The sequence below is a fragment of the Pseudomonas sp. GW821-FHT02A11 genome (assembly GCF_059421985.1).
Genome location: NZ_JBWKWB010000017.1, coordinates 53,765 through 71,723, shown reverse-complemented (window position 1 = coordinate 71,723; position 17,959 = coordinate 53,765). Strand labels below are relative to the sequence as shown.

General features: G+C 60.4%; 15 protein-coding genes and 2 pseudogenes. 12 read left to right on the top strand and 5 right to left on the bottom strand.

Going from position 1 to position 17,959, the window contains the following annotated elements:
- The first annotated feature begins 79 nt into the window (after window positions 1-79).
- On the top strand, window positions 80-1,039 hold the full coding sequence (locus AC07V9_RS21425; protein ID WP_495017641.1) for an omptin family outer membrane protease: 960 nt from the start codon (window positions 80-82) through the stop codon (window positions 1,037-1,039).
- Window positions 1,040-1,212: 173 nt separating this feature from the next.
- Here AC07V9_RS21425 and queD read toward each other — a convergent pair whose 3' ends face one another.
- Both queD and AC07V9_RS21415 read right to left on the bottom strand, forming a co-directional pair.
- Window positions 1,213-1,569 carry a 6-carboxytetrahydropterin synthase QueD gene (gene queD, locus AC07V9_RS21420; RefSeq protein ID WP_495017640.1) on the bottom strand — a complete coding sequence of 119 codons (357 nt, stop codon included), beginning with the start codon at window positions 1,567-1,569 and terminating at the stop codon, window positions 1,213-1,215.
- A 135-nt stretch (window positions 1,570-1,704) separates the two neighbouring features.
- Window positions 1,705-2,787, bottom strand: a complete 1,083-nt coding sequence (locus AC07V9_RS21415; RefSeq protein WP_495017639.1) for a patatin-like phospholipase domain-containing protein — start codon at window positions 2,785-2,787, stop codon at window positions 1,705-1,707.
- Window positions 2,788-2,953: 166 nt separating this feature from the next.
- Between AC07V9_RS21415 and AC07V9_RS21410 the strand changes: the two genes are divergently transcribed.
- From AC07V9_RS21410 to AC07V9_RS21365, 10 genes are all read left to right on the top strand, one after another.
- Entirely contained in the window at window positions 2,954-3,262 is a 309-nt protein-coding gene (locus AC07V9_RS21410; RefSeq protein WP_495017638.1) for a PepSY domain-containing protein, read from the top strand.
- Window positions 3,262-3,591, top strand: coding sequence for a PepSY domain-containing protein (locus tag AC07V9_RS21405; RefSeq protein ID WP_495017637.1), 330 nt, complete (start codon window positions 3,262-3,264; stop codon window positions 3,589-3,591). Before AC07V9_RS21410 ends, AC07V9_RS21405 begins: the two co-directional genes overlap by 1 nt.
- On the top strand, window positions 3,591-4,256 hold the full coding sequence (locus AC07V9_RS21400) for a response regulator transcription factor (protein WP_495017636.1): 666 nt from the start codon (window positions 3,591-3,593) through the stop codon (window positions 4,254-4,256). The genes AC07V9_RS21405 and AC07V9_RS21400 overlap by 1 nt, the downstream gene beginning before the upstream one ends.
- Window positions 4,253-5,590 carry an ATP-binding protein gene (locus AC07V9_RS21395; protein ID WP_495017635.1) on the top strand — a complete coding sequence of 446 codons (1,338 nt, stop codon included), beginning with the start codon at window positions 4,253-4,255 and terminating at the stop codon, window positions 5,588-5,590. The genes AC07V9_RS21400 and AC07V9_RS21395 overlap by 4 nt, the downstream gene beginning before the upstream one ends.
- Before the next feature lie 103 nt (window positions 5,591-5,693).
- Entirely contained in the window at window positions 5,694-7,373 is a 1,680-nt protein-coding gene (ctpM, locus tag AC07V9_RS21390; protein ID WP_495017634.1) for a methyl-accepting chemotaxis protein CtpM, read from the top strand.
- A gap of 167 nt (window positions 7,374-7,540) precedes the next feature.
- Window positions 7,541-8,605, top strand: coding sequence for an AI-2E family transporter (locus AC07V9_RS21385; RefSeq protein ID WP_495017633.1), 1,065 nt, complete (start codon window positions 7,541-7,543; stop codon window positions 8,603-8,605).
- A 110-nt stretch (window positions 8,606-8,715) separates the two neighbouring features.
- Window positions 8,716-9,633 carry a DUF72 domain-containing protein gene (locus AC07V9_RS21380; protein WP_495017632.1) on the top strand — a complete coding sequence of 306 codons (918 nt, stop codon included), beginning with the start codon at window positions 8,716-8,718 and terminating at the stop codon, window positions 9,631-9,633.
- Between the two features lie 89 nt (window positions 9,634-9,722).
- Complete coding sequence (locus tag AC07V9_RS21375; RefSeq protein ID WP_495017676.1) at window positions 9,723-10,424, top strand: endonuclease/exonuclease/phosphatase family protein; 702 nt, start codon at window positions 9,723-9,725, stop codon at window positions 10,422-10,424.
- Window positions 10,421-11,671 carry a cardiolipin synthase ClsB gene (gene clsB, locus AC07V9_RS21370; RefSeq protein ID WP_495017631.1) on the top strand — a complete coding sequence of 417 codons (1,251 nt, stop codon included), beginning with the start codon at window positions 10,421-10,423 and terminating at the stop codon, window positions 11,669-11,671. Before AC07V9_RS21375 ends, clsB begins: the two co-directional genes overlap by 4 nt.
- Window positions 11,668-12,672 carry a lysylphosphatidylglycerol synthase domain-containing protein gene (locus AC07V9_RS21365; protein ID WP_495017630.1) on the top strand — a complete coding sequence of 335 codons (1,005 nt, stop codon included), beginning with the start codon at window positions 11,668-11,670 and terminating at the stop codon, window positions 12,670-12,672. Before clsB ends, AC07V9_RS21365 begins: the two co-directional genes overlap by 4 nt.
- A 140-nt stretch (window positions 12,673-12,812) precedes the next feature.
- Here the strand turns inward: AC07V9_RS21365 and AC07V9_RS21360 are convergent.
- From AC07V9_RS21360 to AC07V9_RS21350, 3 genes and pseudogenes are all read right to left on the bottom strand, one after another.
- Window positions 12,813-13,244 (bottom strand): annotated as a pseudogene (locus AC07V9_RS21360) (methyl-accepting chemotaxis protein); the annotation flags it as partial.
- 111 nt (window positions 13,245-13,355) lie between these two features.
- Window positions 13,356-14,033 (bottom strand): annotated as a pseudogene (locus AC07V9_RS21355) (PAS domain-containing protein); the annotation flags it as partial.
- 795 nt (window positions 14,034-14,828) lie between these two features.
- Window positions 14,829-15,752 (bottom strand): MurR/RpiR family transcriptional regulator, encoded by a 924-nt coding sequence (locus AC07V9_RS21350; protein ID WP_495017629.1) that lies wholly within the window; start codon window positions 15,750-15,752, stop codon window positions 14,829-14,831.
- Between the two features lie 236 nt (window positions 15,753-15,988).
- Between AC07V9_RS21350 and AC07V9_RS21345 the strand changes: the two genes are divergently transcribed.
- Window positions 15,989-17,926, top strand: a complete 1,938-nt coding sequence (locus tag AC07V9_RS21345; protein ID WP_495017628.1) for a bifunctional 5-dehydro-2-deoxygluconokinase/5-dehydro-2-deoxyphosphogluconate aldolase — start codon at window positions 15,989-15,991, stop codon at window positions 17,924-17,926.
- The last annotated feature ends 33 nt before the right edge of the window (window positions 17,927-17,959 follow it).

Sequence of the window (17,959 nt, the reverse complement as noted above, 5' to 3'; positions counted from 1 at the left end):
ACATCCCGCCGGAAAAGTCACCCTTTCGCCACCTGCCAAACCACAGGCATCTCTTCAAGCGGAAGGTACTAAACAGTTTATGAAGGCAAGCAAAACGCTGGTATTGCTGACACTTGCAGCGCTCGCGCAAGAATCACTCGCCCACGCACAAATAAAGGACGAACAACAGTTCCAGCTCGGCGGCGTTGAGTTGAGCCTGGGGGCGGGGTTGCTGAACGGTCAGGCGCAGGAGAAGGTGTACGACACCTACGATGGCAAAAAAATCAGCCAACTGAACTGGGACCTCAAGCGAGTCCCCACGCTTCATTTGGGGTTGGCCTACCACCCAAACGACTCGCTGACCCTGGAAGCCCGCGGCTGGACGAAAATCGCCAAGGGCGACGGGCACATGAAGGATTACGACTGGCTCAGCGATGAGCACGCCGGGTGGAGCGACTATTCAGACCATCCCGACACGCGCATTCAGAAAGCCTGGCAGGCAGAATTTGCGGCCACGCTTTGGGCACTTAAGCGCGACGATCTGGCGTTGGGGGGCCTGCTGGGTTACCAGCGCAACGAGTTCGGCTGGCAGGCCCGAGGCGGCAGCCTGACCTATTCATCGGACGAAGGCTTTCGCGATATCTCGGGAAAAATCCCCGCAGGCGTGAAAGGCATCACCTACGAACAGAGCTACGAAACCCCGTACGTGGGACTGGTGGGGCTTTACACCTATAAAGACTGGACACTGGAAGGACGCTTCAAATACAGCCAGTGGGTCAAGGCCAGAGACCATGACCAGCATCACCTGCGCGACATCACCTTTACCGGCAACAACGGCAACAAAGGCCGCATGCAAAGCCTGGCGCTGGGGCTGTCTTATCGTTTCAACCCGCAGCTCTCGCTCAAGGCAGGTGTTGATTATCAGACCTATGCCGAGGCCAAAGGCAGCACGCTGGTCAAGGATATGAAGGATGGTGAGCGCCGGTATTACGGGGGGAAAGCAGGCTCTCAAGCCAGCAGAACCGTATTGTCCAGCCTGGCGCTGAACTACCGGTTCTGACGCTGTAGCAGTGCGGCGTGCCACGGAACATCGCCGGCGTGAGCGCTTTGACGTAGTCAACGCCCAACCCGCAGCAAGCACCCTGCGCCTTGGGCGGGCATTGCGCCTTGTTTACGCAAGTCGCCGAAGGCGAAACGGTTCGGTCGTCAGGACCCACCGCTCCTCAAATAACATCACTCACCGCGATAAACACACCCACTGGTGCACGTCTCGTGAATACGGATCTGCGACAGCTCAGGCAGCAACGGCTTGAGCTCATTCCAGATCCACTTCACCAGTACTTCACTGGTGGGGTTTTCCAGACCGGGAATGTCGTTCAGGTAATTGTGATCCAGACGCTCATACAGCGGCTTGAAGATGGCCTTGATCTCGGAGAAGTCGCGAATCCAGCCGGTGTGCGGATCAGGCTCGCCCTGCAGGTAGATTGCGACCCGGAACGAGTGGCCGTGCAGACGGCCGCACTTGTGGCCTTCCGGGACGTGAGGCAGGCGGTGGGCGGATTCGAATGTAAATTCCTTGAAGATTTCCACGGTAGTAAGGGCCTTGAAAAGTGGCGATCGCCTGGACAAAAAAATACAGGCGGCGAGTTTATCAGCAATGGATCGCCGGGGGACAGGCAGAACCTGACCGCCTGGTTAAAACCCGCGCCGTTGAATCAGAGCCCCTTAAACCAGAGGCTGGAGTCTCCCGGCCAGCCGTCCACTGTCAACGAGCTCGATGAATTCATCGCCCAATCGTCGGCTCTGCTCCATCGCGGTCCGCCAATACTGCTGGCGTTCCTTGTCCTTGCCGACAAACCGCTTGAAGTCGCTGCGATCCGGCAATTTGCCGTAGGGCAGGGTGGCCAGGTAGTCCCGCGCGGGCGCGAGCAACACAACGTCCTGCAAACGACCCACATCACCACGCCTCCACGGCAGGGTCTTGTCGAACCAGCCGGGGATGATTTTGTCGGTGAAATGCGGGTAAAGCACGATGTCGCTGCCGCTGTAGGGCAGGTCGAGGTGGTAGTCCAGCAGGCCGCCGTCGCGGAAGGTCCCGGGGCCGACGCCGGGGATGTCCATGACGCCCTGCATGACCATCGGAATCGAACCCGAGGCGAGCAAGGCATGGCGCAGGTTGCCGGTGTCCAGGTGCAGGCAGCGCGACGGAAAATCAGTCAGCGCCAGCACCGGCGGGGCCAGTCGTGCGTCGTGCATGATCAGGCGCTCGAAGTGGCGCGACAGGCGGGCGCGGCCGATCAGGTTGTTGGCGATCACCGAGCCGAGCCCGAGGCCCAGACCACCACGATGGTCCAGCGCCAGCAGGCCGTGGCTTTTGACGATCATGATGTTGAGGCGGTAGTGGGGATTGCTCAGCACGCTGGCATCGTGGCCCTGTAACAGGTCGTCGAGCATCTTCACACAGCTCAGAGTGACCTCGGCCATGGTCACGCCTTTGGCAAAGCTCTGCTCGTTATAGAGCTTGCCCAGCCGTTCGATGCCTTCGACGGGGTTGGGCAGGCAGGCGCTGGCGAAGCGCCAGGAGCCGATGGATGCGCCGATCAGCGAGCGCTCGCGTTCAACGCGCGGCAGCCATTCGCCGAACAGGGCCAGGTCGAGCCCCTGAATGCCAAGGGCCTTGGGCCCTCCCGCTGCGCCGGGAATGGTGCCGACGTCGGCGGGCGACAGGCCATTGTCACGAATGCGCGCCAATGCGCGCGCGCCGGCCTTGATCGTCAGTGCGGGCGTCTTGATCCGAATGGCGCTCATGGGCACTCCAGCGTTGAACAGAGGCGGATTATAGCCACCGACGCGGGATCAGAAAGCGGCGGTTAGTACCAAACATAATGGCATGTAGCCAGAGAATTCAGCTTCAATTAAGTTCGTTTCGATATCGTTGTTTGCGTCAAAACGACGAACTCAACGGAGATTCATCATGAAATTTTTCACTGCCCTTTTCGCCACCGCTGCCCTCGCTGTCACCGCAGGTTACGTACAAGCCAAGGATCTGGGCCCGGATGAAGCCCTGCGTCTGCGAGATGCAGGTACTATTCAGTCCTTTGAAAAACTCAACGCCGCCGTGCTGGCCAAGCACGCAGGCGCGACCATCACCGAGACCGAACTGGAACAGGAATATGGCAAATACGTCTATCAGGTCGAACTGCGCGATGCCAAGGGCGTCGAGTGGGACGTCGAACTCGATGCCACCAACGGCCAGATTCTCAAAGATCACCAGGACACCTAATGATCGCCGGTAAGCGTCCCTATGCACGTTTGGTTTGCGGTTTGCTTGCAACCTGCGCAGTCATGGCCTGCACGGTCTGTACCGCGCGGGATCTGGATCAGGATGAAGCGCTGGCGCTGCGTCAGCGCGGCGTGATCCTGCCGCTGGAGCAGTTCATCGAACAAGCGTTGGGACGTTACCCCGGTTCAAAGCTCCTGGAAGCGGAGCTGGAAGAGAAACACGACGTGCTGGTCTACGAGATCGAGCTGGTTACCGCCGATCACGTGGTGCGCGAGCTCAAGTTCGACGCGCGCGACAGCCGTCTGCTCGAAGACAAGGAAGATGATTGATGCGCCTGTTACTGGTTGAGGACAACGTTCCCCTGGCCGACGAGCTGCTCAGCGCCTTGAGCCAGGGGTACGCCGTGGATTGGCTGGCCGATGGCCGTGATGCCATACATCAGGGCGCAAGCGAACCCTATGATCTGATCATTCTTGACCTGGGCCTGCCTGGCGTTCCGGGCCTTGAAGTGCTGCAAAAGTGGCGCGCTGGCGGGCTTTCGACGCCGGTGCTGGTGCTCACCGCTCGCGGTTCGTGGGCCGAACGGATCGAAGGCCTCAAAGCCGGCGCCGATGATTACCTCACCAAGCCTTTCCACCCCGAAGAACTGCAACTGCGCATTCAGGCGCTGTTGCGTCGGGCGCGTGGGCTGGCGAACCAGCCGAAGCTCGAAGCAGCGGGCCTGCACCTTGATGAAGGTCGTCAATGCGTGATCCGCGACGGCGAAGAAATCCAGCTGACGGCCGCCGAATTTCGCCTGTTGCGTTACTTCATGCTGCACCCCGAGCAGATCCTCTCCAAAAGCCATCTGGCCGAGCATTTATACGACGGCGAAAGCGAGCGCGATTCCAACGTGATCGAAGTGCACGTCAACCACCTGCGCCGCAAGCTGGGGCGCGCGGTGGTCGAGACCCGTCGCGGTCAGGGCTACCGGTTCGGCGGGACGGGCGGGTGAGGTCGATACAGCGACGCTTGAGCCTGGGCCTGATCAGCGTGCTGCTGATTATCGGGCTGGTGCTGGCGCAGGTCAGCCTCTGGCTGTTTGAGGTCGGCATGCAACGCTATCTGGAATCCGGACTGCGCAACGACGCTGAACTGCTGCTGGTCGCCATCGTTCGCGGCCCTGCGGGAATGCAGTTGGACGAGCACCGTCTGTCGCCGGGTTATCAGCGCCCCTATTCCGGCCATTATTTCCGCATCGACTTCGACGGCGGGCACTGGCGCTCGCGATCCTTGTGGGATCTGGAACTGCCGCAGCCTGACGACACCGGGCTGCACGCTGACTTCAAGCTGGAGAAGACCAAGCAGTCGCTGCTGTTGCTGCACTCCGAATACCGCAAGTTCGGCCAAACCATTTCCATCACCGTCGCTCAGGACTACACGCCGGTGCAGGCCAGTTTTGCGCTGGTTCAGCGCATCGGTCTGGCGCTGGGGCTGGGCGGTTTGATCCTCATCCTGATCCTGCAACGGATCACCGTACGCCGCGCCCTGCGCCCGCTGGACAAGGCCCGTGAGCAAATTCAGCAACTGCAGCAAGGCCAGCGCTCGCAACTGGATGAACAAGTGCCAGTGGAACTGGAACCGCTGGTGGCGCAGATCAACCACCTGCTGGCCCACACCGAAGACAGCCTCAAGCGCTCGCGCAATGCGTTGGGCAACCTCGGCCACGCCTTGAAGACCCCGCTGGCGGTGCTGATGAGCCTCGCCCAAGGGCCGAAACTGGCCGGCCACCCGCAAGTGCGTGAGACCTTGCGCGAGCAGTTGCAGCAGATTCAGCAGCGTCTGGAGCGTGAGCTCAATCGCGCCCGGCTGTCGGGCGATGCCTTGCCCGGCGTGCGATTGGACTGCGATGTCGAGCTGCCGGGGCTGTTTTCCACCTTGCAGATGATCCACGGCGAGCACCTTGAGCTGAACAATCACGTCCCCCGCGGCCTCGTGCTGCCGTGGGACCGGGAAGACATCCTCGAACTGCTGGGCAATCTGCTGGACAACGCCTGCAAATGGGCTGACAGCGTGGTAGGCCTGTGCATCACCCGTGAGCCGGACGGCTACTGCCTGCTGATCGACGATGATGGCCCGGGCATTCCCGAGGTGCAGCGCGAAGAAGTGCTGGGGCGCGGCAACCGGCTGGACGAACAGGTGACCGGCCATGGCCTGGGGCTGGGCATCGTCAAGGACATCGTCGAGTCCTGGGGCGGGCGGATTCAACTGCTTGAAAGCCCGCTCGGCGGTTTGCAGGTGCGTATCGATCTGCCCGAACGACAGGCCTCGCAACCGGGCATCCATTAACGGAACGAGCGCCGTTGTGACCTCAACTTTTGCCGTGCCGCGCCGTTAACCGATAAGGAGCCCGACGGGCCAACGTACACAATAATAAAAGGGTCATGTACCTATGCGGCTAAATCTCAAAGCCAAAGTCCTTTCCCTGGCGGTGCTTCCGGTGCTGCTGTTCGCGTTGATCATCAGCGTGAGCACGGTGTTCATGCTGCGCGAACAGGCCAGGCGCGAAGTCGAAGAAACCCGTCAGCATCTGCTCGCAGAAGCCAAGGCGACCCTGCAAAGCTACGTCGCCGTGGCCATGGGCACGATCAAGCCGCTGTACGACGCCTCGGCGCCGGGCGACATCGAGGCCCGCGCGCAAGTCATCAAGATGCTCTCTCAGGTCAAGTACGCCAAAGACGGCTACTTCTTCGGCTACGACTCCCAGGCCGTGCGCCTGTTCAAGGGCGACAGCCCCGATGGCATCGGCAAGAGCTTCAAGGACGTGCGCGACCCCAATGGCGTCTATGTCAACGCCGGCCTGGTGGACGTCGCCAAGAATGGCACCCATTTTCTCGAATATTCCTCGGCGCTGCCGGGCTCCAGCGAACTGGTGCCCAAGCTTGGCTACACCGAATACCTCGCCAAGTGGGATATGGCGGTCGGCTCGTCGGTCAATCTGGACAACATCGACGCCAAGGTCGCCGAAGTCCGTCAGGCCGTCACCCAGCGCATGGAAGACATGCTGATGACCATCATCGGCATCGCCGTGCTGGTACTGGTGATCATTACCGTGATCGGCGTGTGGATCGCCGGCAGCATCCTGCGGCCGCTGCGTCTGATGAAGGCCAATCTGGACGACATCGCGGCGGGCGAGGGTGACCTCACGCGCCGGCTGGCCGTGACCTCGCAAGACGAACTCGGCGAACTGGCAGGCTCGTTCAACCGCTTCGTCGACAAGATTCACGGGCTGGTGCGCCAGATTGCCGAAATGACCTCGCAACTGACCGGGCTGGTCGGCGAGGTCACCCATCAGGCGCAACGCTCCGAACAGGCCATGGAGCGTCAGCGCCACGAGACCGATCAGGTCGCGACCGCCATCAATCAGATGTCGGCAGCGGCTCAGGAAGTTGCCAAGAGCGCGCAAGGTGCGTCGGTGGCTGCGCAGCAGACCGACGAAGAGGGCCAGGCCGCCAAGCGTGTGGTCGATGGCAGCATTGAGCAGATCCATGCACTGGTGAATGACATCCGCCACAGCGGCACCTCGCTGGACAGCCTGCAGAACGACGTGACTTCCATCGTCGGCGTATTGGGGGTGATTCGCTCCATCGCCGAACAGACCAACCTGCTGGCCCTCAACGCGGCCATCGAAGCGGCGCGAGCGGGGGAGGCAGGTCGTGGCTTTGCGGTGGTGGCCGACGAGGTGCGCGCACTGGCCAGTCGCACCCAGCAGAGCACCCAGGAAATCCAGGGCATGATCGATCGCTTGCAACAGGGCACCCAGGGCGCAGTGGCGGCGATGCGTCGCTCAAGCGAAGCGGGCGACGGCACCTCTGCCAAAGCCAACGAAGCCGGGGCCTCGCTGGACACCATCGGTCAGTTGATCGGCACCATCAATTCGATGAACGCGCAGATTGCCAGCGCCGCGGAAGAACAGACGGCCGTGGCCGAGGAGATCAACCGCAGCGTGCATCAAATCGCCGTTGCGGTGGAAAGCGTCGCCGACGAAACCCGCCACAGCGCCAACACCTCGCGCAGCCTGACGGACCTCAACCATCGTCTGGGCCAACTGGTCGGGCAATTCCGCATCTGACGAGGGCATCCATTGCCAGCAAGGCGGGTCATTACGACCCGCCACGTCCTGACCCTCGTTCAATTCCATGCCTCTTCTCGTCTGCGTTACAGGCGGCACTCCTGTCGCAATCGGCGGACTAATCATTAGGCCTCGTGCTCAGCGGGGCTCACTGACATGGAAGGAACATGAACGATACTGCGCTGCAAAACAAAACCCTCATGCTGTTGCTAGTGCTGGTCACCATCGCCTTCATCTGGATCATGCTGCCGTTCTACGGCGCCGTGTTCTGGGCGGTGATCCTGGGCATCATCTTCGCGCCGCTGCAACGACGGTTCCTGGCGCGCTTCGGCTGGAAGCGCAATGCGGTGTCGCTGTGCACGTTGTTGGTCTGCCTGCTGATCGCGATTCTGCCGGTGATCATCATCAGCATGCTGATGGTTCAGGAGGGCACGGCGCTGTACAAGAACGTCGAAAGCGGCCAGCTGGACATCTCCAAATACCTCGCCGAATTCAAGGCGCTGCTGCCGACGTCGATTCAGCACTGGCTCAATCGCCTGGGTGTCGGGGATTTCAACGGGCTGCAGGACAAAATCTCCAAGGCCGCGATGCAAGGCAGCCAGTACCTGGCCACTCAAGCGTTCAGCTTCGGCCAAGGCACCTTTGATTTCGTGGTGAGCTTTTTCATCATGTTGTACCTGCTGTTTTTCTTTTTGCGCGACGGGCCGGAGCTGGTGCGCCGCATCCGCACCGCCGTGCCGCTGGCCGAGCCACAGAAGCGTCGACTGCAACTGAAGTTCACCCGGGTGGTGCGGGCAACCGTCAAAGGCAACATCGTGGTGGCGGTGACTCAAGGAGCGCTGGGCGGCTTGATCTTCTGGATTCTCGATATCCCCAGCGCCTTGCTCTGGGGCGTGGCTATGGCGTTTCTGTCGCTGCTGCCGGCAGTGGGGGCGGGCATCGTCTGGGCGCCGGTGGCGGTGTATTTCCTGGCCAGCGGCATGCTTTGGCAAGGCGTGGTGCTGGGCTTGTTCGGGGTCTTTGTGATTGGCCTTGTGGATAACGTACTGCGGCCGATTCTGGTGGGCAAGGACACGCGGATGCCCGATTACCTGATTCTGATTTCGACCCTGGGCGGCATGGCCGTGTTCGGCCTGAACGGGTTCGTGATCGGGCCGATGATCGCGGCACTGTTCATGTCGACCTGGGGGTTGTTCACCGGCGCCAAGCGCACCGTGCGCCTGCCGGGCTGAAGATGAGCCCCGGCTAAAAATCATGGAACCTGGCCGGCTCACAGGCTTCATATCTCTAGTTCAGGACTGTCACGGCCCCCGCCGTGACGGCGAGCACAGAGAGCACTTGCATGAGCGATATCCGCATCGGCATATCGGGCTGGCGCTATGTGCCGTGGCGCGGTGATTTCTACCCGGAAGGCCTGGCCCAGAAAAACGAACTCAAATTCGCCTCCAGGGCTGTGAACAGCATTGAGATCAATGGCTCGTTCTACTCCCTGCAGTCGCCGGACCTGTACGCCCGCTGGTACGCCGACACGCCCAAGGGCTTTGTCTTCAGCGTCAAGGCGCCGCGTTACATCACCCACGTCAAACGCCTGAACGGCATTGAAGAAGCGCTGGCCAATTTCTTTGCTTCGGGGATATTTCAGCTCAAGGAAAAGCTGGGCCCGATCCTCTGGCAGTTTCCACCGAGCTTCAAATTCGACGCGGAAAAGTTCGAGGCCTTTCTTAAGTTGCTGCCCCACGATGGCAAGGCCGCCAAAGCCTGCGCCAAAGGCTGCGCGGCGCGCATGGAGAAGCCGGGCTACCTCGATATTGCGGCCAGGGCGCGTTTGCGCCACGCCGTTGAAATCCGCCATGAAAGCTTCGCCGTCCCGGAATTCATCGCCCTGCTGCGCACTTACAAAGTGGCGCTGGTGGTGGCCGATACCGCAGGTAAGTGGCCTTATCTGGAAGACCTGACCTGCGATTTCATGTACCTGCGCCTGCACGGCGACAAAGCGCTTTACGCCAGCGGCTACACACCCAAGGCGCTCAAGCGATGGGGCGATCGCATCGAGTTGTGGCGGCAGGGCCGGCAGCCTGAGGATGCGCACCTGGCCAACGAAAAACCGCCCCGCGCGCGCAAATCCCGCGATGTTTACTGCTATTTCGACAACGACATCAAAGTGCGCGCGCCGTTTGATGCCCGCACGCTGCTTACCCGTTTTGACTTGACCGCAGACCTGGAAGTCGCACCGGGCGATCTACAAGGAGTGACGTTTTGACCACTGTTCTCACCCCTGAAGACATTGCCGGCCCGCGACAGGCGGCCACCACCGAGGTCACCCTCAATGTGCTGACGATGAACATGCACATGGGCTTCGGCTTCCTCAATCGGCGCTTCATCCTGCCGGAGTTGCGCGATGCGGTGCGCAGCGTGTCGGCGGACGTGGTGTTTCTTCAAGAGGTGCACGGCGAGCATCAGAACCACGCGCAGAAGGTCAAGGACTGGCCGACCACCTCGCAGTATGAGTTCCTCGCCGACAGCATGTGGGACGCCTTCGCCTATGGCCGCAACGCGGTTTATCCCCACGGCCACCACGGTAACGCGCTGCTGTCGAAGTACCCGATCCTGCGCCACGAAAATTTCGACATTTCCATACTCGGCACTGAAGAGCGCGGCTTGTTGCATTGCGTTCTGGATGTGCCGCGTTTCGGCGAGGTTCACGCCGTTTGCGTGCACCTTGGCCTCAAGGAAGTGCACCGTCAGCAGCAACTTGCATTGATGGCAGAGCTCGTCTCGAAGCTGCCTGAGGACGCGCCAGTGATCATCGCCGGGGATTTCAATGACTGGCGACTCAAGGCCGACGCGGCGCTGTCATCGATCGGGCTGCGGGAGGTGTTCGTCGAGTCATTCGGGGCGCCGGCCAAAAGTTTTCCAGCGCGTTTCCCGCTGCTGCGTCTGGACCGGATTTACGTACGCAACGTGCAGGCTCGTGCGCCGAAAGTGCTGTCGAACCGGCCTTGGTCTCACCTTTCCGATCACGCGCCGCTGGCGGTGGAGGTCACGTTATGAAGGCGTTCAGCGATCGATGCGGCCTTTGGCAGGACGGCAATTCCGTGGAGCTGCTTATCAATGGCGAGGATTTTTTCAGTAAGGTCTTCGAACGCATTCGCGCGGCTCAGCGGGAGGTGCTGATCGAAACCTTCATCATCTTCGAGGACCCTGTCGGCGAAGGGCTGCAGCAGGCAGTGATCGAAGCGGCGAGCCGAGGCGTGCGAGTAGTGATCACAGTCGATGACTATGGCACCAGCGACCTGAGCACCGCATTCGTGCAGGCGATGATTGCTGCCGGGGTGCAGATTCAGCTGTTCGACCCGCGCCCCAAACTCATGGGCATGCGCACCAACCTGTTTCGTCGCCTGCATCGCAAGGTGGTGGTCATCGACGCCGAGCTGGCGTTCATGGGCGGCATCAATTACAGCGTCGATCACATGACTGACACCGGCATCACCGCCAAGCAGGACTACGCCGTGCTGGTGCGCGGGCCCATCGTCGCCGATATCTATCGCTCCACGCTGAACATGCTCGGCCCTGTGCTGCGCAAGACGTTCACGCCCCTCGACGTGGTCACGCGCAAGGCGGGCAGTGCGCGGATGTTGCTGGCCGAGCGCGACAACCGTCGCCACACCACTGACATCGAAGAGCAATACTTGCTGGCCATGCGCAGTGCGTCCCAACGCATCACCATCGCCAACGCGTACTTCTTTCCCAGCTACCGCTTCCTGCGCGAACTGCGCAATGCAGCGCGTCGCGGTGTCAAGGTGACGCTGATTCTGCAGGGCAAACCCGACATGCCGTTCGTGCGCATGTGCTCGCGCCTGACTTATACCTGGCTGCTGCGCGAAGGCGTGGTGATTCATGAATACAAACAGCGGGCGCTGCACGGCAAGGTCGCGCTGATCGATCAGGAGTGGTCCACGGTGGGCTCCAGCAACCTCGACCCGTTGAGCCTGGCGCTGAATCTGGAAGCCAACCTGTTCATTCGCGATCGTGCCCTCAACCAGCAGCTGCATGAGCATTTGCAGGAACTGGCCGCCGCCCACAGCAAGCAGGCCAACCTCAAAGGGCTGGCGAAAGGGCAATGGTGGCGAGCGCCGATGATCTTTCTCAGCTTTCACTTTCTGCGGCATTTTCCGGCCATCGCCGGGCTGTTTCCTGTGCACGGTCCAAGACTGAAACCGGTGCGCGCGCCGGACGTGATGCCCGAGGCTCAGGAGCTCAAGCGCGAGCTGACCACCGAGCAGGAGAAATCGCTATGAGCGGGGTATCGCAAGCGTCGGCGGATCAGGAAAAAACCGCTGAATCGGGCAAGAATCGTCCCTGGCTGACCTGGGCCAAGCGGCTCTTCACCCTGTTCTTTTTCATCGCCGTGCCGGTGATGTTGTTTCTGCTGGTGAAGAATCTGGACTGGAACGAGGTGCTGCATGCGCTGGAGTCGTACAAGGCCACCACGTTGGTGCTGGGCTTTTTCATTGCGCTTGGCAGCTACCTGACCTATTGCGGCTTCGACGTGCTTGCGCGGCGTTATACCCAGCACAAGCTGTCGGTGAAGCAGATCGTGCCCGTGACCTTTGTCTGCTACGCCTTCAACCTCAACCTGAGCTCCTGGGTCGGCGGCATTGCGTTGCGCTACCGGCTGTATTCACGGCTGGGGCTGGACGTGCCGACCATCACCCGCATCTTGAGCCTGAGCCTGATCACCAACTGGCTGGGCTACATGCTGCTCGCGGGGTTTGTTTTTGCCGGAGGTTTTATTGACCTGCCCGAGGGCTGGAAGATCGGCGACACCACGCTGCAATTGATCGGCGTGGTGCTGTTGGTGGTGTGCTTCGGTTATTTCCTCGCGTGCCGTTTTTCCAAACGCCGCACGTGGACCATTCGCAAGCAGCAACTGGTATTGCCGTCGCTCAATCAGGCGCTGCGCCAGGCGTTACTGGGCGCGCTGAACTGGGGGCTGATGGCGCTGTTGATTTATGTGCTGCTACCGGAAAAAGCGTTTTATCCGGCAGTGCTGGGGATTCTGCTGATCAGCAGCATCGCAGGCGTTATTGCGCATATTCCCGCAGGGCTTGGGGTGTTGGAGACTGTGTTCATTACCTTGATGCAGCACCAGTTCAGCAAAGGGCAACTGCTGGCGGCGCTGATTGGGTACCGGGTGATTTATTTTCTGATTCCTTTGATGCTGGCGGTGATTGTCTACGTGGTGCTGGAGAAGCGCGCCAAGGCCATGCGCAGCAAGAACGAGGCGCGCAAGGCCTAATGAACGCGACGGTTTGGTTGCAACGGTGATCCCCCTGTGGGAGCGAATTCATTCGCGATAGGCCTGTACATCCAACGGATATGTATTGGCCGAACTATTTTTCGCGAATGAATTCGCTCCCACAGGTTGGGGTAGCGATATCAATCCCTGCCGGCAAACACCCGCACGGCATCCACGGCATCGTTGGTCCCGTTACTGATCTGCACGATCGCCGAACCCGCCTGATCCGCCAGATCCACACCCTTGATCGCGTTGTTGCGGGTGTTGTCCATGCTGACGATGGCCTGGCGGGTTTCGTTCTGGATCAGCTGAATCATCTCTGAAATCTCCTGAGTCGAGCGGCTGGTGCGCCCGGCCAGCTGCCGCACTTCGTCCGCCACCACGGCGAATCCGCGACCCTGATCCCCCGCGCGAGCCGCTTCGATGGCGGCGTTGAGGGCCAGCAGATTGGTTTGATCGGCGATGCTGTGGATGGTGTTGACGATGGCCGTGATCTGCTCCGAGCGTTCGCCCAATTGACCGATGATCCGCGATGAATCGTCAATGTTGCGCGAAATCTGGCGCATTTCACTGGCCGCCTGCTGAATCACTTGCGTGCCTTGCTCGGCGACTTTCTGAGTCTGCACAGAGATGTGATACGCCTGCGCGGCGCTGTGGGCGTCCTGCTTGTGCTTTTCGATCCGTGCGGTGACGTCGGAGGCGAACTTCACCACCTTGCTCAGCTTGCCGCAGGCGTCATAAACCGGGTTGTAGGACGCTTCCAGCCACAGTGTCTGACCCTGCTTGCCGATGCGCTTGAATTGGCCGCTGAAAAACTCGCCCTTGTTCAGGCGTTTCCAGAAATCCTTGTAATCAGCGCCGCTTGTCAGCTCGGCGGGGCAGAGCAGCTTGTGGCTCTTGCCCAGCAACTCCTGACGGCTGTAGCCCAACAGGCGCAGCAGGTTGTCGTTGGCGGCGATGATGCGGCCGTCCACATCGAATTCGATCACCGCCATGGCGCGGTCGATGGCCTGCAGCTTGTTGCGGGTCTCGCTTTCGGCCTGCAGCTTTGCGGTGACGTCCGTCGCGTATTTGATGACTTTCTCGACGTTGCCATTGGCGTCACAGACAGGGTTATAGCTGGCCTCCAGCCACACCGTGCTGCCGTCGCCGGCCACGCGTTGAAACGTCGCCGAGACAAACTCGCCATTGCGCAGGCGCGACCAGAGTTGAGCGTACTCGTTGCTGCGGGCATATTCGGAGGTGCAGAACATGCGGTGTTCCTTGCCGATCACCTGTTCAGGGCGGTAGCGCATGGTCTTGAAGAAATTGTCATTGGCGGTGAGTACGACACCATTGAGGTCGAACTCGATGCTCGCCATGGAGCGGCTGATGGCGTCCAGTAGACTGGCCTGGTGGGAAACGGTCAGTTGCAGGTTTTGGATGGTCTTGTTCTTGGAAGAGTCGAAAAACATGATGGCGGCTCTGGCAAGTGGAACAACTTAGGGACCTCGTTCCATGGCCGATCGAGCGCGTGTCAATACTCACCTGCGATGTCCATCTGCAGTGCACAGATCATCACAAACGTAATATCAAAAAGCTACACAAATATTGTACAGCTCGTCGGTTTTGTACAGGTTTCTGGGTGTTTGGTTTTTTTGGGGGGGCAGTTCAAAGACCCTGCTCTTGGTTGGCTTCGACTTCGTCGAAGTTCCCTGCAACCCGAGTCGCGTTCTGCGGCGCCTGCAATTTTTCGGTTGAAGATCAAAATCAAAGGCCAGAGCAAGGCAGGATCAAAATCAAGTTTCTCAAGGCTGACGCTGTACCTGTACAAGCTCTGGAGGTTCCGACAGTGGCGAAAGCGGTGGGTCAGCTGCAGAGGTATTGCCTGACACACCGCATTCGCCACTGTCGCACAGCTCCGGTAGCTCCTACAGGTTTTGCAGGATTCGAGACAGGCGTTCGCTTTTGATCTTGATCTTCATACGCGACAGACCAGACGACACGAATCGCGACTTGGGTGCAGGCCAGAGCTGAGGGAACCTCGACGAAGGAGAGGCCAAGCCAGAAGCAAGCACCCTTGGTTACTTGGGGGTGGTGCGGCATTCCGACTTTTCCAAGTAACCCGCCGTAGGCGGAACGCTTCTGCCGTTAGGCAGAATCAAAAAAGAAAAGGCCTAATCCTCAAATCCAACCTGCTCCGACATCTCATCCACCTTCAACTCCAACCGATACGCCACCGCGATGAACAGCGCCTGACATAAACACAACGTCGCGCTCAACGACCGAAACGCAAACGAACTCCCCTCATTGACCAGCAACACCGAATTCGCCCGTTTGGCCAGGGGAGACAGATTGCTGTCGGTGATGATCAACGTCTTGGCCTGATGATGTTGAGCAATGCGCAAACAGTGCTGAGTCTCCTTGCCGTATGGCGTAAAGCTGATCGCGATCACCAGATCATTGGCCCGCACGCTGCGCATCTGCTCGCGATAACTGCCGCCCAGCCCCGAAATCAGGTGGATGCGCTTGTTGGTGTGCTGCAGGTTGTAGACCAGATAGTCCGCCACCGCGAAGGAACGCCGCACCCCCACCACATAGATGTTGTCGGCGTTGACCACCAGATCCACGGCTTTTTCGAAGGCTTCGTCGTCCAGTTCCAGCGCCAGCCGCTCAAGGCCTGACAGCGTGGCGTTCACGCATTCGCGGGCGAGGTCGCCGCCGCTGGCCTTCTGCGACTTGTTGGCGATCATGCTGCGGATGCGCTGCTGGTAGTTCTGCACCGGCGTGGCTTTGTGGGTATAGGCCTCGCGGAACAGCGCCTGCATTTCGCTGAAGCCGCTGAACCCGAAACGCTGGGAGAAGCGCACGATCGCCGAAGGGTGCACCTCGCACTCGCGGGCGATGTCGCTGATGCGGTCGACCATGATCCGGTCGCTCTGCTGGCTCATGTAACTGGCGATGCGCTTGAGCTGGCGCGGCAGGCTTTCGTATTCGGTGGTGATCAGCTTGAGCAGGGCGTCAGCCGTGTCCGGTGCGGTGATGGGCGACGCAGGGGTGTCGTCGGTCTCGGGCAGAGATGGCTGATCAGTGCTGGACATACGGTCGGATTCCTCAAGCTTTTCTTATGGCCCGCAGTTTACAGGGCTTCACATTTATATCCTGCCTGTTTAGCACGACCGACCCGCATTTGTGAAAATAGAAAAAAAGTTCCACATGAAAATAAATTAGAAAAAATCGTTGATCGTGAGGCTAGAGCGTTCTAGTCTGCATCCCACAAAGGGCGTTTCGTACACACGCTGTGCGGCGCAGGCTGATAAAAATAACAGGAGCCAATATGGGCCAGACTCGTTTTGCCAGTGAACGTCCGTTGGACGTTGTGTGCCTCGGACGCCTGGGCGTCGATCTCTACGCGCAGCAGGTCGGGGCGCGGCTCGAAGACGTCAGCAGTTTCGCCAAATACCTGGGCGGGTCCTCCGCCAACATCGCCTTTGGCACCGCGCGCCTGGGCGTCAAATCCGCCATGCTGACCCGCGTGGGCAACGACCACGGCGGTCGCTTCCTCGTCGAATCCCTGGCCCGCGAAGGCTGTGACGTCAGTGGCATCAAGATCGATGCCGAGCGCCTGACCGCCATGGTGGTGCTGGGCATCAAGGATCGCGAAACCTTCCCGCTGGTGTTCTACCGCGAGAATTGCGCCGACATGGCGCTGAGCGCCGAAGACATCTCTGAAGCGCAGATCGCCTCGAGCAAGGCGCTGCTGATCACCGGCACGCATTTCTCCACCGATCAGGTGTTCAAGGCCAGCAGCCAGGCACTGGACTACGCCGAGAAGCACAACGTCAAACGCGTGCTCGACATCGACTACCGCCCGGTGCTCTGGGGCCTGACCGGCAAGGCCGACGGCGAGACCCGATTCGTTGCCAACCAGAATGTCAGCCAGCACGTGCAGCGCATCCTGCCGCGCTTCGACCTGATCGTTGGCACCGAAGAAGAATTCCTCATCGCAGGCGGCTCGACCGACTTGCTCAGCGCCTTGCGCACCGTGCGCGAGCTGACCGCCGCGACGCTGGTGGTCAAGCTGGGCCCGCAGGGCTGCACCGTGATTCATGGCGCAATCCCTTCGCGCCTGGAAGACGGCGCGATCTACCCCGGCGTGCGCGTCGAAGTGCTCAACGTGCTGGGCGCGGGCGATGCCTTCATGTCGGGCTTTCTCAAGGGGTGGCTCAACGACGAAAGCGACGAGCGCTGCTGCCAGCTGGCCAATGCCTGTGGTGGGCTGGTGGTTTCCCGTCACGCTTGCGCCCCGGCAATGCCGACCCTGGCCGAGCTGGATTACCTGTTCAGTAGCCCGGTGCCGATCACGCGACCGGATCAGGACGTCGTGCTGCAGCGTCTGCATCAGGTCAGCGTGCCGCGCAAGGAATGGAAGCAACTGTTCATTTTTGCCTTCGATCATCGCGGGCAACTGGTCGAGCTGGCACAGAAAGCCGGGCGTGACCTGAGCTGCATCGGTCAGCTCAAGCAGCTGTTCATTCAGGCGGTGGAGCGGGTCGAGACGGACCTTGCAAAACGCGGTATTCAGGCCGATGTCGGGTTGCTCGCTGACCAGCGTTTCGGGCAGGACGCGCTGAACGCCGCGACCGGGCGCAACTGGTGGATTGCCCGTCCTGTGGAAGTGCAGGGTTCGCGTCCCCTGGCCTTCGAGCACGGCCGTTCGGTGGGCAGCAATCTGGTGGCCTGGCCTAAAGAGCAGATCATCAAGTGCCTGGTGCAATACCACCCGGATGACGAGCCGATGCTGCGGCTGGAGCAGGAAGCGCAGTTGATGGGCCTGTATCAGGCGTCCCAGGCCAGTGGTCACGAGCTGCTGCTGGAAGTCATTCCGCCGAAGGATCACCCGTCGGCTCATCCGGATGTCATCTACCGCTCGCTCAAACGCCTGTACAACCTCGGCATCTACCCGGCGTGGTGGAAGATCGAAACCCAATCCGCTGAGGTCTGGGAAAAACTCGATGCGCTGATTCAGGAGCGCGATCCGTACTGCCGCGGTGTGGTGCTGCTGGGCCTCAACGCCCCGGCCGAAACCCTGGCCGCGGGGTTCCGTGAAGCCAGCAAAAGCACGACCTGCCGCGGTTTTGCCGTCGGTCGCACGATTTTCCACGAACCGAGCCGCGCGTGGCTGGAAGGCGAGATCGACGACGCCGGGCTGATCAGTCGGGTGCAGAGCACTTTTGGTTTCCTGATCGAGTCCTGGCGCGAGGCACGAGCCTGAGCCGCTGCGCTTTAGCGTTTGGCCCTAGTGAAT